The organism is Neorhizobium sp. DAR64862/K0K3 (assembly GCF_050500185.1).
Taxonomy (GTDB): domain Bacteria; phylum Pseudomonadota; class Alphaproteobacteria; order Rhizobiales; family Rhizobiaceae; genus Neorhizobium; species Neorhizobium soli.
Map to the genome: position 1 here is coordinate 165,385 of NZ_CP191450.1, position 14,393 is coordinate 179,777.

The window sequence follows — 14,393 nt, forward strand, 5'->3', positions numbered from 1 at the left end:
CTCCTCCCAAAGGGGCACATGGTGCCATGTGCCTACATCGTTGCGGCCCGCTTGAAGTCAACGTGCCTTGTCATCGAGTTCGTCGTCCTCCGTTTTCCTTCCGGAGGCACTGACCTGCCTATCCGGCCGGGCGGCTGCGTAGATTGCCTGCCAGGCCGGACATGGTTTCTTCACGGATCAGGCCGAGTGCGCCGGCGACGTGCCACCAGCCGTGATCGGCCTGCCTCACGATCATGCATTCGGTGCTGACGCCCATGTGGTTGCCCTCGAACGAATGCCCGACGGCGATATGGGCGACCTCGTCCGGCAGGCCTACCACGAGACAGACATGCATCCCGAATACCGAGTGCCGAAACGTGGGAGCCCCAGCCTGTGCGGGTGATAGGGCCCAGCGATCTCGGTTGCTTTCGTCAAATTCGAAAGGCTTGCCGACATCGTGGCAGGCTGCCCCGGCGAGCAGGATGTCCCAGTCGATTGAGACTTGGGGGTACGTCTGTTCAAATTCCCGGGCTATCGCATGGGCGTATCGGAACACGCCCCTGACATGATCGGCCTGCGTTCCCGTCTTGAGGACGGGCGAGCCGGGATTGCCGTCCGGCGGCATGTCTGTGATCCGTTTGAAGTCGGAACAGCATAGGGCGTAGCTCCAGGCCTCGATAACGTTCCGCCGCAGATCGGCGTCCACGATGAGCGAAATCTCTGGAAAGTCCTCGCTGACATGACGCCGGGTTTTGTCGCAAATCGGACGTCTTGGCTTTGCGTAATGATACCTCATGCTTTCACCATGTCCTCGGGAAACAAAACCGGATCCGGGCCGAACTCCGGATTGATGGGTTTGCGGGTCAGTGTCAGTGTTGCAACTGCTCCAACGACGAGAAGCGAGGCCGCAACAGCAAAGGCCCAATCGTAACTGCCTGTCGCCGCAACCACATAACCCGTGATGATTGGGGCGATCAGGCCAAAGAGATTGCCGCCAAGTGCCGTGATCGCAATTACCCGCGATACGTCGGCGGGATTGCGCAGAAGGTCACTGGCAAGAGTAAAGTTTAGGCCGGCGCCAGTGGTCGATCCAGTGAGGACAAGCGTCAGCACTAGAAGCAGCTCCCAGAGCTCGCTGACCACAGGGGCGAGCAGGATCAAAAGCGAAAGGACTGCCATTGCCGCGATAAAGTTACGACGTCCGCCTGCGCGGACGCCTTCCGAAGAGAGTATCCTGTCGCTCGCCCAAGCGATCGTTACCCCGAGGACGATAGTGATCAGGTATGGCACCGCCGTCAGGTAGCCGGTATTCATGGTCGACAGTTCACGTGTCGATTGCAGGAAGCTCGGGAGCCAAGTTAGGAAGAGATAGGCCGTATAGACCAAGCATGCCTGGGTGACGACCAGCCCCCAGACGCTCTTCTGCGAGAGCAGGAAACGCAGGGACGACGGACGGGCTATGATCGTAGCTTTGATCCCCGGTTGGTTGCCATTCCTTTCCCGGATGATCTTCTGCCGCTCTTGCTCGGAAAGCCATTTGGCCTTTTCGGGCGTGGTATACCAGTAGAGCCAAGCAATAAGCCAGATATAGCCGACGATACCGAGGACAACGAACGCCGAACGCCAACCTGCGTACTCGACCAGGCCTGCGGTGGCGACCGCTCCGATCGCCGGGCCGGCGGACGAGCCTCCGTTGAAGAGGGTCGTCACGAGACCGCGCTCCTTTTCCGGAAACCAGTCGCGTATTGTCCGCCCGCAAGCTGGAAAAGTGGAGGCCTCACTGGCTCCCATGACCAGCCGCGCCATCAGTATAGAGCCGAAACCCGAAGTCGCGGCGGTCATGACAGTTGCCGCCGACCAGATTGCGATACCACCGCCTACCATGCGTTTTGCACCGACACGTTCGACTAGAAGACCGATCGGAATAAGGCAGACGACATAGGTCCAGAGAAAACCTGAAAACAGATATCCCATCTGTACCGGCGTAAAGCCGAACTCTGCAGCGATGGGTTTCGACGCGATCGACAGCGCTATGCGGTCGACATAGTTGATAATCACTGCCGTAAAGATCAGCAGTGCGATCGAGGTCCGCTTCATGGATTCCTCCTCCCATGAAATTTCTCTTCCTACACGACCTTCCATCCATCAGTATGCAATTGTCCAATGAGGAGTTTTGCGGCAATCGCATCAGGTTTTTCAATGAATCGATTTTCGATTGCGCAACTCGAGGCATTCTACTGGCTGGGCGAGCTGGGGAGTGTACAGAAGGCTGCGGACCGATTGAATATTGCCCAGCCGACGCTTTCATTGCGATTGAAGCAACTCGAATTCGAAGCAGCGCAGGTGCTTTTGGAACGTCACGGACGAGGTCTGCGTTTGACCCGACACGGCCATGCATTCCTGTCGCGGGTCAAGATCGTGATCGATGCCTATAACGAATTGGGGAATCTGTCGCTTGTTCCCGATCTGGCAGGGCCGCTTAGGATAGGCGTTGCCGAAGGTTTCGCAGTCGCATGCATGGCGACGCTAATTTCTCAAATCCGGCAAAGTTTCCCTCTACTCCGACCGGAGTGGGTGGTGGCAACGAGCGCTGGTCTTGAGCAATCACTCTCTGCAGACGACCTGGATCTTGCCATCCTTGTCGACCCGATTGGGCTGAAGAACGTCCGGCTGTTCGCACTTGGGTTGCAGGGTAACGATTGGGCCGCAGCAGCCTCTCTCTCGCCGGCTATCGGCACCAGTCCACAGGACCTGGCGAGATTTCCAATCATCACAACGCCACCGGGGACAGCTATGTACAGGGCAACGTTCGGATGGATGGCAGAGGGAAAGATTACGCCGGAAAACGTTTGCGTTTGCTCAAGCCTTAATGCTGCCCTCCAGTTGGTCGCAGCCGGATTGGGTATAGGTGTATTTCCATCCAAAGTTATAGAATCCTATCCTCTTGCAGATGCTTTGATAAAGCTGCCGATTGAACCGAAACTAGATGACGGCCGCGTGTTCGTCGCTGACAACGCAGCATCCGACGAATTGCGCACGAGAGCGCTTGTGGCTGTGGTGGAGCAAACATCTGACATTTTAGCCCATTTTAAGTAACGAAATATGGAGCCGAAGTGTCACAATCCCATTAGGGCGAAGGGAGAGGCAACAGTGCCGACTAAGGCTACAGGACTGAAACCAGACGTATATCCCGTTGACATATCCCATCTTGCAGGTTATGTAAGGGCTATAGATGTTCTGTTATGAGCGGAGTTATGCAGATGGAGCAGGGGGCAGTATTTCAGAGCAATCGTAGCCAAGCAATCCGTCTGCCAAAGGCAGTCGCTTTGCCGGATGATGTAAAGCGCGTCGACATTATTGCGTTAGGACGCACACGCATCATCGCGCCTGCTGGCGAGATTTGGGACAGCTGGTTTGAAGAAGCGGCGGCGACATCTGACTTTATGAGTGAACGTGAGCAGCCTGGTTCGCAGGAACGCGAGGCATTGTAATGCTTAAATACATGCTTGACACGAACATCTGCATTTTCACGATCAAGAATCGACCGGAGCAGGTGCGCGAGGCGTTCAATCGTTTCCATAATCAGCTGTGCATCAGCTCAGTTAGCTTTATGGAATTGATCTTTGGAGCGGAAAAATCAGCTAGCCCTGAAAAGAACCTTCGCATTGTAGAGGGCTTCGCTGCTCGACTCGAGGTGTTGTCGTATGATGAACCGGCAGCAAGCCATACGGGGCATTTGCGAGCCGAACTGGCCCTCAGCGGAACTCCTATTGGTCCATACGATCAACTCATTGCCGGACACGCTCGCTCGCGCGGACTGATCATAGTCACCAATAATCGCCGAGAATTTGATCGCGTACCCGGCTTACGGGTGGAGGACTGGACTGAGTAGCCTCAGCGCTCAATCACCGCACCTACCGGCAGCAGACGACGCCGTACGTATTCAACTACAGGGTCTTACGTCCGTATCCCTTCAAGACCTTCGCCCCCATCTCCTGAATGTACGGCTTTAGGTCAATGAGAGCTGGCATCGCTACCTTCGCAACAGCTCGTTGATCTGTGTTGTCAACGTTTTGCACAAGGCGGCACTTAGGCCCTGAGCGTAGCTGCCTGCGACGTCTTGCGGCCGCTTTCGATCAGAGCCCGCGTATAATTCTGCTGTGGCGCAAGAAAGATCTGCTCCGTCTCACCGGACTCGACGATCTCGCCGCGCTTCATGACGATCGTCCGATCACAGACCTGCCGGATGACGGCAAGGTCGTGGCTGATGAAGACATAGGTTAGGTTGAGCTCCGCGCGCAGTATCTGCAGGAAGTCGAGGACCTGAGCCTGCACCGAGATGTCGAGCGCCGAGGTGGGCTCGTCGAGGATCAGCAGACGCGGGTTGAGCGCGATCGCCCGGGCTATGCAGACGCGTTGCTTCTGGCCTCCAGACAGCTCGTGTGGATAGCGATATTTGAACATCTTCGGCAGTTGAACGATATCGAGCAAGGCTTCGGTGCGAACCTCGATCTCGCGACGGCTCATGCCTGTCTGGATATGCAGCGGTTCGCCGATTGCGTCGCCAATCGTGTGGCGGCCATTGAGTGCCGAATGCGGATTCTGGAAGACGAACTGCATGTGCCTTCGCATCTTGCGCAACGGTTCGCCAGTCAGGCCGGAAATGTTGGTGCCTTCGAACATGACATTGCCCGAGGTTGGCTCGATCAGCCGCAGCAGCATGCGTGCCAGCGTTGACTTCCCCGAACCGCTTTCTCCAACGACACCGAAGATCTCGCCGGTGTCGACCGAGAGATTGACCGAGTTGACCGCTACGACCTCAGTGCCGGACTGACTGCGATAGATCTTCTTGAGGTCCAGGGCCTCCAGCAGGCGGACGGGCGTTTTCGGCTCCATCGCCGCTGCCCTGGCTGCCACTCTTTCCTCCACTCGGGCCGGAACGATATCGATATCCGGAACGGCTGCGAGGAGGCGCTGCGTGTATTCATGCTGCGGACGATTGAGAATGTCAGCCGTCAGCCCCTGTTCGACGATCTCACCCTTGTACATGACCGCGCACCGTTTCGCGACGGTAGCGATAGCACCGATGTCGTGACTGATCATCACGACGGTCAGGTTAAGCCTTTCCACCAGCGAACTGATCAGGTCGAGGACCTGCGCCTGCACGGTGACGTCGAGCGCTGTGGTCGGTTCATCGGCAATCAGAAGGTCGGGTTTTCCGGCCAGCGCCATGGCAATCAGCACGCGCTGGCGCATGCCGCCGGACAGTTGATGCGGATACTGGGAAACCAGCATGGACGGGTTGGGCAGGCCGACCTGATCCAGCAGTTCTTCGGTGCGGATCCGTCGGGCCGCCCTCGACGACACGCCCTCTCCGCCTGCCTTTTCGTGCGCCGCAATGACGTCGGAAATCTGCTGCCCGATCGTAAAGAGCGGGTTGAGATAGGTCATCGGGTCCTGAAAGATCATTGAGATCCGGATCCCGCGGATCTTTGCCCAGTCCTTGTCTGGCAGTGAGGTGATGTCCTGCCCGTCGAAGGCGATCGAACCTTCCGTCACCTTGGCATTTCGCGGACCGATGCCAAGCACCGAGCGCACCAGCACCGTCTTGCCCGAACCACTTTCACCGACGATGCCGAGCGTATCGCCACGGTTGACGGTGAGATTGATGCCCTTGAGCACATGAACCGGACCGTCGAAGGTGCCGATGTCGAGCCTGTAGTCTTTGATATCGAGAAGAGCGGTCAACGGTCGCGGCTCCTGGGATCGAGGATGTCGCGTAGGCCGTCGCCGAGAAGGTTGAAGCCGAGCACGGTAAGAAAGATGGCGGCGCCCGGGAACAGCGAATACCACCACCAATCCGGCATGTAGGTGCGCGCGACGGAGATCATCGCGCCCCATTCGGGGGCCGGAGGCTGAGCGCCCAGTCCGATGAACCCCAGGCTGGCGGCAGCAAGGATTGCCATCCCCATGTCCATGCTCATCTTGACGATGATCGGCGACAGGCAGTTGGGCAGGATGTGATGCCAGAGAATCCACGGCGTCCTGGCGCCGATGGAGCGCGCGGACTCGACGAACAGCTCTTCCTTCACCGAAAGGGTCTTTGCCTCAACAAGGCGCACGTAGCCAGGCCACCAGACGATCGCCAGTGCCAGAACACAATTGGTGATGCCCGGTCCGAGCGCTGCAACGATGGCGAGCGCCAATGCCAGACCGGGTACGGCGAGAAACAGCTCGGTGAAGCGCATGATCACGGCTCGTATCCAGCCGCCATGATATCCAGCCACGATGCCGAGCGGGACGCCGACGATGGCCGCGATGCCGGTGATCACAAGGCCGATCCAGAGAGACGTGCGCGCGCCGATGATGACACGCGAAAAGATGTCGGCCCCCATTTCGTCAGTGCCGAACCAGTAGGTACCATCGGGTGGCAACAGCTTGGCCGACATGTTGATCGCGCCGCTTGCCGCTTCCGGGTAGGGCGCAAGCAGGGGGCCGAAGGCTGCAAGAAGCAGGAACAGCACCACGAGCGTCAGGCCGAGCATCGACGAGAAGCTCTTGCGGAACATGTGCGAGTACAGTCGCCACTGGCGGATCTGGCTCGCGTTCCTCTCGCGGAAGGTGAGGGGGCGCAAAGCTTCCGTCTCGGGCTGGATGGATGTGTGCATGGGATAAGAGGCCATCGTCACGCTTTCCTCAGACGTGGGTCGATCCAGGCATAGGCAAGATCGACGAAGGTGTTAGCGACTATGAAGAAAAAGCCGATCATCAGGGTGACGCCGACCACGGGCTTGAAATCGGAGGACAGCGCCGAGGACACGGCATAAAGGCCCACGCCCGGCCAGTCGAACACGGTTTCGACGAGCACCGTCGAACCCAGCATCCAGCCGAAGCGCAGTCCGATCATCGCAAGCGTCGGCAGCATGGCATTCTTCAGCGCGTAACAGGCGACGATGCGCAAGGAGGATAGGCCATGTGCGCGCGCCGCAACGATGTAGTCCGATTGAAGCACCTCGATCATCTCGGCGCGATTGACACGCAGAATGGAGGCGAGGCAGGGAAAGGAGAGGACGACTGCGGGCAGGATGATATGCTGCAGCGACACCCAGAAGGTCGAGAAGCGGCCCGAAATCAGGCTGTCGACCAGTAGCAGGCCGGTCACCGTTTCCGGCGGGCGCGTGACGAGCGGCAGGCGCCCCGAGACAGGCAGCCAGCCGAGATCGACGGAAAACACCAATTGCAGAATGATGCCGAACCAGAAGGCCGGCAGCGCCACGCCTGAAATGGAGAAAATGCGCGTCACCTGGTCGAGCGGTCCGTCCTTGTACACGGCCGACAACATGCCCATTGGCACGCCGATAATGATGCCGAGCGCCATCGCCACAAAGACGAGTTCCAGCGTTGCCGGCGCATAGCGCAGGACCTCTTCCAGGACCGGCCGCGTGGTAACGATCGAAATGCCGAGATCACCGCGCGCCAGATCGGCCATATAGACTACGAACTGCTCGGGCAGCGATTTGTCGAGACCGTATTCCGAGCGGATGGTCGCGACCATGTCCTCGGTGGCATTCGGCCCTGCGACGAGGCGGGCCGGATCTCCGGGTGCGACATTGGTGATGAGGAAGGTCAGCGCCGCGATGCCGATCATCGTGCCAATCAGGGTCAGCACCTTGCGGAAGGCGAATGTCAGCATCGTCTTCTCCGATATGTTGAAAATTGCGCATGGCCCGCGGTTGGGAGGCGGGCCATGCGCATCGTTCTGGCCACAAAGAGGGGACTCGACCAGACTTTATTCGGACTTCACCCACAGCGGGTAGAGGTCGACTTCGCCGGTAAAGCGGACAGGGCTGAACTGGAAGCCCTGAAGGTAGTCACGCCGTGCCCAGCGGCGGTTCTGCAGCATGCCGAACACTTCCGGCTGGTCGGCGACGATCTGCGTCTGGATGTCGGCATAAAGCTTGGCGCGCTCATCCCAGTTCGATGAGGACCGGGCCTTGTCGATCATCTCGGTGACCTGAGGGTTGTCGTAGAACATCATCGCGAAATACTGGCCCCAGCTGTTCTTGTGGTACTGGTAGGCAACAGCATCCGGATCCGTCGAAACGGGGGTCGTGTAGACCGACGTCATGGCCGGCGCGGTTTCGACCTTGGATCCGCTGGCGACCATATTCGGCCACTGCTCCGGCTTGATCTCGACGGTGATGTTCAGTGGCTTCAGGCTGTCGAGCAGGACGAGACCGATGCGGCGGGCTTCTTCCAGACCAGCAACATGCACGTAAGGCAAGGTGATGCCGCCGTTCGGATAGCCTGACTTGGCGAGATATTCCTTTGCCTTGGCAAGGTCCTTGCGGGGAATGCCGGGCACGTCGATATGCCCCTTCATGGCGTCCGGGATAGGGCTCGTTTCCAGCGTCGCAGCACCGTTATAAACCTGGATCAGTGCATCATAGTCCATCGCATATGCTATCGCCTTGCGCAGGTTGATGTCTGCGGTCGGCCCCTTCTGCGTGTTGAATTTGATGCCGAACGTGGTCATGCCCTTGTGATCTTCGATGGCAATGCCCGGGACGCGCTTGATCTGGACGTAGTCGTCCGGCGTCAGTCCCTCGACAATGTCAGCCTCGCCGCGCTGCAGCGCCGCCTTCTGGGCGGAAGGCTCGCGGATGATCTTGTAGATCACGCCGGCCGGCCGGTTTGCTTCACCCTGGGGCCAGCCCTTCCAGTAGTCCGGCACGGCTTCGGCTTCATAAAGAACGTTGGGCTCCCAGCGGCCAAGTTTGAAGGGGCCGGAGCCGGCTTCGTGTTCGGTCAGCCACTTCTGGCCGTAGTCACCATCGACCTCATTGGCCTTCACCTGAGCCGGATTGACGATGTACCACCACGGCAAGAAAGACAGGAACGGCGTATAGGGCGCCTTGAGTTCGAACTTGACCGTATGGTCGTCAACGACGCTGATGCCTTCCGGGGTCAGGAAGTCCTTGAGCATCCATGCGACGCCCTTGTTGAGCTTCAGGCCGCGCTCGAAGGAGTAACGGACAGCCTCGGCGGTCACCGGATCACCGTTGTGGAACTTCGCGTTCTTGACGAGATGGAAGGTCCAGGTCTTGCCGTCTTCGCTGGTTTCCCATGTCTCGGCGAGCCACGGCTTGATCTCCGCGGGATTGCCCTCGTACTTGACCAGGCCGTCATAGACCGCCTGTTGCATCATCCGGGTCGACCAGTCGTAGCGGATATGCGGATCGAGGACCGGGATCGCCTGGCGACCGCCGAACACGATCACATTGCCCTGTTCGGTGCGCTCGAAGGCGCCGGCAGGTGTGGCAAGAACCGACGAGGCAAGCAGCCCCGCGATCGCGATATTCCTGAAGATTTTGCCGAGCATGTAGTTCCCTCTCAATATTAGCGGCTTTCCCGTCAAGCGGAATTCAACAGTCAAAGCATCTGGCGCACGACACCCGCTACCAGGCGGCGTGACAGGAGCACGGGTGCATCGGTCGACTTGCGGACGGCTTCGTGCATGGCGGCTGAATACCCCATGCAATGCATGACGACGAGGTCGCAGCCTTCAAGCTGTTTGGCGCGCGCCCCCATGTCGTCGCCGGCATAGGGCGACGCGGAGACCATGCGCGGGTTGCCCGGCAGCACGTGTCGCTCTTCGAAATCCGTGATCTGCCGTTCCAGCGGCACGATGACACCGAGCTTGCGAGCGGATGCGGCAAGCGCCTCCACCGTCGAATCGACGATGCGCTGGGCTTCGACCACGAGCGTGTTCTTCAGTGGGTCGATGCTCGTGCCGGTGCAGAGCAGGACGATGATATCGAAGCCTTCGCTATCGATCTTGTGGAGCAGGAGGTTGAGCTTTTCTTCGGTCAGCGCCTTGGAACTGACGATCTCCTCACCGTCAGCCAGCCGCGTGGCGAAGGAATGTTCGCCGTCTCTTGCCCGCATCGCGTCGAGGTCTTCGGCGCTCATGCCGTCGAGAACGCCGAATTCCTGATATTCCAACCGGTTTTCAGGCAATCCGATCGTCATCTCGGCGATCATCTCAGGCACCAGATCGACGCGAGGTGTCTGCCCGATGGTCACGAAGGCAATCTTGGATTTTGACGGCATGCTCTCGCTTGATCCCTGCATCTGGAATGTTGGCAGGGAGCCTAGCGCCCGGACGCGCTGGTTCACTATAGGGTTATGCCCCTAGAGCGTCACAATTCCATTATGCTGTCGTGATGCTTTTTGAAGCATTCCGAGATTTTTCACGCAAGTTTGTTGCGCAAACGTGGCGATTTCCCTCACGGATGGCCAGCAGCGACGACCATGCGTATCAAAGCATTGGACGAGTTCACTTCCATCTTGCTCATCACATTGGAGCGATGGATTTCGACGGTCTTCGGACTGATCCCCAGCTGGCGAGCAACGGCCTTGTTCGACAACCCTTCCGCCACCAGCGAAAGGACCTGCCTTTCGCGCGGCGTCAGGCGCTGGAATTTTTCCGAGAATTCCGGCGGCACGCCCGGCAGCGCAGCCGGATGCGTGCCGTGCAGAAGCAGGCGGATCGCGCTTGCAACGATCCGTCTTGCAAGGACAACGGGCTTGCCGCTTGCCTTTGCAACGGTCTGTCGGTCGGCTTCGGTAAAGCTCACCGAATTGAGAATGATAATCTCTGTCTCCGCAAGGTCGACCAATGCGCTGGCCAGCAGCCTTTTGTCGCCATCAGCAGCGTAGCTCGCGGTCACTCTGTAGGGTGCCAGTGCCGGGATATCGAGCTCGTCGATCTGTTGTTGCAGCGGCTGGATCAGGCCTACCGCGGACCCATGTGCGGCGAGCGAAATCACGGTGGATTCCATCGCGCGTTGGGCGTTCACCATCGGGCAGGTGCTCTCGAAATCCCGAAAAAGCCCGGTCGACAGGATGACCACAAGATCGAATTCGTTTGGCTGGAAGGCCGCCGCAATCTTTGCCATTCGTTCGGCAATCCGCGGCTTGGATACGATGATGTCACTGCCGTCGGCCAGCCGTGTCACGATGCTGGTTTCGCCTGGCCGGACCCTCAATTCGTTGATCGCCGCGTCGGACAGGCCGTCCAAGGCGCCGACTTCCAGAGCCTCAATCGGCAGATCGAGATTTGTCAGCATGTCGTCGATGATGTCCGTCCGCGGCGACTGGCCGACGCTCAGGAACATCACCCGATAACGAGGCGCCCTTTCCAGCACGGGCGAAGATGGGTTTTGGAGGATCTTCGTCACGGGCAGGGAACTGGTCCTTTTGGTCGCTTCACATAGCCGATCTAGACATGCACAAATTCAAGGCAAGCCCAATCTAGGGGCAGTCCCCTATAGGCAGCCTTCGTCTCACGTGGCTAGGTTCTAGCACATTATTCGGAGGCAAACATGATCCGTGATTTCGAAGCGAGCGAGATCGACCCGCTTGCGGTTGGTGCCTGGATTCTCGGGACCGGCGGCGGCGGCAGTCCCTATCTTGCGCAGCTCAACCTAAAAAAGCTCTACAAGGACGGCAAGCGCGTCAAGCTGATCGACCCGATGGCGCTCGATGACGGCGATGCCGTCGCGGTCGTTTCAAAGATGGGAGCGCCCCTGGTGGGCCAGGAACGTCTGGTTGATCCGGCACATCTGGCTCGGGCCATGCAACTGATGGAAGACTACACGGGCCGCAAGTTCCGCGCCGTTATGAGTGTCGAGATCGGTGGGGGCAACGCGTTGTCGCCGTTTCTCGCTGCCGCCATGCTGGACATTCCGGTGGTCGATGCCGATGCGATGGGACGCGCCTATCCGGAAGCGCAGATGACCAGTTTTGCGATCGGCGACCTGCCGATGTACCCGCTGACGCTGGTCGACTGCCGTGAGAACGAGGCGATCGTTGCCAAGACGGCCTCATGGAAGTGGATGGAGCGTATCTCACGCAAGATCTGCACCGAGGTCGGCTCGACAGCCGCCACCTGCAAGGCGCCGCGTACCGGTCTCGAAGTCAAGGAGTGGGGCGTTCTTCATACGGTCACCAAGGCCATCAGCCTCGGTCGTGCCGTCTTGGAGGCTCGCGCCGCCCATAGCGATCCGATCGATGCAGTGCTCGCCCATGAGGGCGGCAAGGCTCTGTTCAGGGGCAAGATTGCCGATGTGGACCGCACAACCACGGGCGGGTTCTTGCGCGGCGCGGCAATGATCGAGGGCCTTGATGGCGACCGGGGATCCAAGGTCGAGCTCGCTTTCCAGAACGAATGGGCGGTCGCCTTTCGCGATGGCCAGCCAATTGCCATGACCCCGGATTTGATCTGCCTGCTCGACACGGTCTCAGGCGAAGCGATCGGAACGGAAACGGTGCGCTACGGGCAGCGCGTGACGGTGGTTGCCCTGCCGGCTCCGGCGGTTCTGACCAGTCCCAAGGGCCTCGAACATGTCGGGCCACGCGCCTTTGGTTATGACCTGGATTTCAAATCGGTGTTTGCAGCATGAAGCGGATCGGAATTGACGTTGGCGGCACCAATACGGATGCCGTGCTCATCGATGGCGAGAAAGTCATCTCCGCCATCAAGTTTCCCACCACCGCCGACGTGATGCAGGGCGTAGTCAACGCCATCGGGCATGTCGTCGCCTCGCAGGCGCCTGGCGCGTCGCCGATCGATGCGGTGATGATCGGCACGACGCATTTCACCAATGCCGTCGTCGAGCGGGCCCGCCTGGAACGCATTGCCGCGATCCGGATCGCCATGCCCGCCGGCGCCTCGCTTCCGCCGATGATTGACTGGCCAGACGACCTTCGCGAGTGCGTCAATCCACTGTCCTTCATGGTTCGTGGCGGTCACGAGTACGACGGCCGGCCGCTGGTGCCGCTGGCCCGCGATGAAATTCGCGATGCCGCCATGCAGATCCGCGATGCCGGCATCTCGTCTGTCGGGATCACCGCTCTGTTTTCGCCGCTGACCGCCGAGGGCGAGCTGGAAGCTGCCGAGATCGTCCGGTCGGTCATCCCGGATGCGCGCATCACGCTTTCCCACACGCTTGGGCGAATCGGTCTTCTGGAGCGCGAAAACGTCACGCTCCTCAACGCGGCTCTGCAGGGGCTCGGCCGCAAGACGATCGATGCCTTTAAGAACGCGTTGCGTCAGGCTGGCATCGATGCGCCCTTTTACCTGACCCAGAACGACGGCACCGTCGTATTGGCCGAGGTTGCAGCCGCCAACCCTGTCTACAGCTTTGCGTCCGGCCCCACCAATTCCATGCGCGGCGCGGCCTTCCTCACCGGTCTGAAGGAAGCGATGGTCATCGATGTCGGTGGCACGACGTCGGACGTCGGATGCCTCGTCGGCGGTTTCCCGCGTGAAGCCAACAATGTGGTGGAAGTCGGCGGCGTGCGCACCCTGTTTCGCATGCCCGATCTTCTGCCGATGGCGCTCGGCGGCGGCACGATCATCGATCCGGAAACCCGCAAAATTGGCCCGCGTTCGGTCGGCTACCGCATCACCGAAAAGGCCTTGGTGTTCGGCGGCGATACGTTGACCACCACTGACGTGGCGGTGGCAGCCGGTCTTGTGGAAATCGGCGACCGCGACCGCGTCAAGCATCTCGACAAGGCGATGGTGGCGGATCTCCTGAAGCGCATTGAAGCGATGGTTGAGGATGGCATCGATCGGATGAAGACGTCGGCTGACGGCGTCCAGCTGATCGCGGTCGGCGGCGGCGCCTTCCTGATCCCGGAAAAGCTGAAAGGTGCGAGCGAGGTGCTGCGCGTCGAACATGCCGGCGTTGCCAATGCGCTGGGCGCGGCCATGGCCCAGGTCTCCGGCGAGGTCGATCAGGTGTTTTCTGACATGTCTCGCGACAACGCAATTGCGGAAGCCGATCGGCTTGCCCGCCAGCGGGCTGTCGAGGCCGGCGCCGATCCGGATACGCTCGTCACTCTCGACACGGAAGACATCCCGATCGCCTATCTACCGGGCGACGCTCGCCGTGTGCGTGTCCGCGTCGTCGGTGACATCGCGTTCATGAAAGACCAGCAGAAGCAAGCTTCGTAAGCGCTATAGAGCGGTGAGCCGAAGACGACATCCAGTCCCGATCCCGTTGCGAGATCGGGACTTTTCTACCTCAGATTTGGGGAGAAAGAGACAATCTCAAGCGTCTGAAGTACATCCCTTCTACGATTGCGCGCATTCCGTCCCTGAGCAAGATAAAGGTTGCTCGGAAAACTTGATGGCGAGGCCGAGCACTATCGAAGCCACGCCGCTTTCCGCAAGCCATTTGGTGCTCTATCGACCACATCGCGCCGGGTGCGCAGAGGTGGCGAACTCCGTAGTCAAGGAAGTGTTGGATAAACTATTGTTTGGATAACAAATAGCGGGCCGTCAGTTCAGTTCCCTTCAAGGCGTTCGGAGCCGCAAATGGCCGATAAGCGGAAATATTTTC

The 14,393-nt window shown here is 59.4% G+C and carries 13 protein-coding genes; 5 read left to right on the forward strand and 8 right to left on the reverse strand.

The features are described 5' to 3' along the window. Positions 1–118: 118 nt before the first annotated feature. Together ACQY1L_RS17675 and ACQY1L_RS17680 are read right to left on the reverse strand one after the other, a co-directional pair. The gene (locus ACQY1L_RS17675) at positions 119–775 is read right to left on the reverse strand and encodes an HD domain-containing protein (protein WP_430245181.1); all 657 of its coding nucleotides are present in this window, start codon (positions 773–775) and stop codon (positions 119–121) included. Continuing rightward, positions 772–2,076 carry an MFS transporter gene (locus ACQY1L_RS17680; protein ID WP_430262092.1) on the reverse strand — a complete coding sequence of 435 codons (1,305 nt, stop codon included), beginning with the start codon at positions 2,074–2,076 and terminating at the stop codon, positions 772–774. The genes ACQY1L_RS17675 and ACQY1L_RS17680 overlap by 4 nt, the downstream gene beginning before the upstream one ends. Before the next feature lie 102 nt (positions 2,077–2,178). Between ACQY1L_RS17680 and ACQY1L_RS17685 the strand changes: the two genes are divergently transcribed. From ACQY1L_RS17685 to vapC, 3 genes are all read left to right on the forward strand, one after another. Beyond that, positions 2,179–3,075, forward strand: coding sequence for a LysR family transcriptional regulator (locus ACQY1L_RS17685; RefSeq protein WP_430245185.1), 897 nt, complete (start codon positions 2,179–2,181; stop codon positions 3,073–3,075). A 164-nt stretch (positions 3,076–3,239) separates the two neighbouring features. Next, positions 3,240–3,470, forward strand: coding sequence for a type II toxin-antitoxin system VapB family antitoxin (gene vapB, locus ACQY1L_RS17690; RefSeq protein WP_430246053.1), 231 nt, complete (start codon positions 3,240–3,242; stop codon positions 3,468–3,470). After that, complete coding sequence (gene vapC, locus ACQY1L_RS17695; RefSeq protein ID WP_430245187.1) at positions 3,470–3,871, forward strand: type II toxin-antitoxin system tRNA(fMet)-specific endonuclease VapC; 402 nt, start codon at positions 3,470–3,472, stop codon at positions 3,869–3,871. Before vapB ends, vapC begins: the two co-directional genes overlap by 1 nt. A gap of 197 nt (positions 3,872–4,068) precedes the next feature. On the opposite strand, the gene ACQY1L_RS17700 is transcribed toward vapC, so the two are convergent. From ACQY1L_RS17700 to ACQY1L_RS17725, 6 genes are all read right to left on the reverse strand, one after another. Next, the gene (locus tag ACQY1L_RS17700; protein WP_430245190.1) at positions 4,069–5,727 is read right to left on the reverse strand and encodes a dipeptide ABC transporter ATP-binding protein; all 1,659 of its coding nucleotides are present in this window, start codon (positions 5,725–5,727) and stop codon (positions 4,069–4,071) included. After that, positions 5,724–6,662, reverse strand: a complete 939-nt coding sequence (locus ACQY1L_RS17705) for an ABC transporter permease (RefSeq protein ID WP_430245192.1) — start codon at positions 6,660–6,662, stop codon at positions 5,724–5,726. Before ACQY1L_RS17705 ends, ACQY1L_RS17700 begins: the two co-directional genes overlap by 4 nt. Positions 6,663–6,664: 2 nt before the next feature. After that, complete coding sequence (locus tag ACQY1L_RS17710; RefSeq protein WP_430245195.1) at positions 6,665–7,672, reverse strand: ABC transporter permease; 1,008 nt, start codon at positions 7,670–7,672, stop codon at positions 6,665–6,667. A gap of 96 nt (positions 7,673–7,768) precedes the next feature. Then, the gene (locus tag ACQY1L_RS17715; protein ID WP_430262094.1) at positions 7,769–9,361 is read right to left on the reverse strand and encodes an ABC transporter substrate-binding protein; all 1,593 of its coding nucleotides are present in this window, start codon (positions 9,359–9,361) and stop codon (positions 7,769–7,771) included. 50 nt (positions 9,362–9,411) lie between these two features. Continuing rightward, positions 9,412–10,092 (reverse strand): AroM family protein, encoded by a 681-nt coding sequence (locus tag ACQY1L_RS17720; protein WP_430245202.1) that lies wholly within the window; start codon positions 10,090–10,092, stop codon positions 9,412–9,414. A 176-nt stretch (positions 10,093–10,268) separates the two neighbouring features. Continuing rightward, positions 10,269–11,222, reverse strand: coding sequence for an AroM family protein (locus tag ACQY1L_RS17725; protein ID WP_430262096.1), 954 nt, complete (start codon positions 11,220–11,222; stop codon positions 10,269–10,271). Between the two features lie 144 nt (positions 11,223–11,366). Between ACQY1L_RS17725 and ACQY1L_RS17730 the strand changes: the two genes are divergently transcribed. Further along, positions 11,367–12,446 (forward strand): DUF917 domain-containing protein, encoded by a 1,080-nt coding sequence (locus ACQY1L_RS17730; protein ID WP_430245204.1) that lies wholly within the window; start codon positions 11,367–11,369, stop codon positions 12,444–12,446. Further along, positions 12,443–14,005: a hydantoinase/oxoprolinase N-terminal domain-containing protein gene (locus ACQY1L_RS17735; RefSeq protein ID WP_430245206.1), complete on the forward strand. Its 1,563-nt coding sequence runs from the start codon at positions 12,443–12,445 to the stop codon at positions 14,003–14,005. The genes ACQY1L_RS17730 and ACQY1L_RS17735 overlap by 4 nt, the downstream gene beginning before the upstream one ends. The last annotated feature ends 388 nt before the right edge of the window (positions 14,006–14,393 follow it).

Bases quoted from the DNA above. Each gene is read 5' to 3' on its own strand.
- ACQY1L_RS17675 (WP_430245181.1), bottom strand. From the start codon at position 775: ATGAGGTATCATTACGCAAAGCCAAGACGTCCGATTTGCGACAAAACC.
- ACQY1L_RS17680 (WP_430262092.1), bottom strand. From the start codon at position 2,076: ATGAAGCGGACCTCGATCGCACTGCTGATCTTTACGGCAGTGATTATC.
- ACQY1L_RS17685 (WP_430245185.1), top strand. From the start codon at position 2,179: ATGAATCGATTTTCGATTGCGCAACTCGAGGCATTCTACTGGCTGGGC.
- vapB (WP_430246053.1), top strand. From the start codon at position 3,240: ATGGAGCAGGGGGCAGTATTTCAGAGCAATCGTAGCCAAGCAATCCGT.
- vapC (WP_430245187.1), top strand. From the start codon at position 3,470: ATGCTTAAATACATGCTTGACACGAACATCTGCATTTTCACGATCAAG.
- ACQY1L_RS17705 (WP_430245192.1), bottom strand. From the start codon at position 6,662: ATGGCCTCTTATCCCATGCACACATCCATCCAGCCCGAGACGGAAGCT.
- ACQY1L_RS17710 (WP_430245195.1), bottom strand. From the start codon at position 7,672: ATGCTGACATTCGCCTTCCGCAAGGTGCTGACCCTGATTGGCACGATG.
- ACQY1L_RS17715 (WP_430262094.1), bottom strand. From the start codon at position 9,361: ATGCTCGGCAAAATCTTCAGGAATATCGCGATCGCGGGGCTGCTTGCC.
- ACQY1L_RS17720 (WP_430245202.1), bottom strand. From the start codon at position 10,092: ATGCCGTCAAAATCCAAGATTGCCTTCGTGACCATCGGGCAGACACCT.
- ACQY1L_RS17730 (WP_430245204.1), top strand. From the start codon at position 11,367: ATGATCCGTGATTTCGAAGCGAGCGAGATCGACCCGCTTGCGGTTGGT.
- ACQY1L_RS17735 (WP_430245206.1), top strand. From the start codon at position 12,443: ATGAAGCGGATCGGAATTGACGTTGGCGGCACCAATACGGATGCCGTG.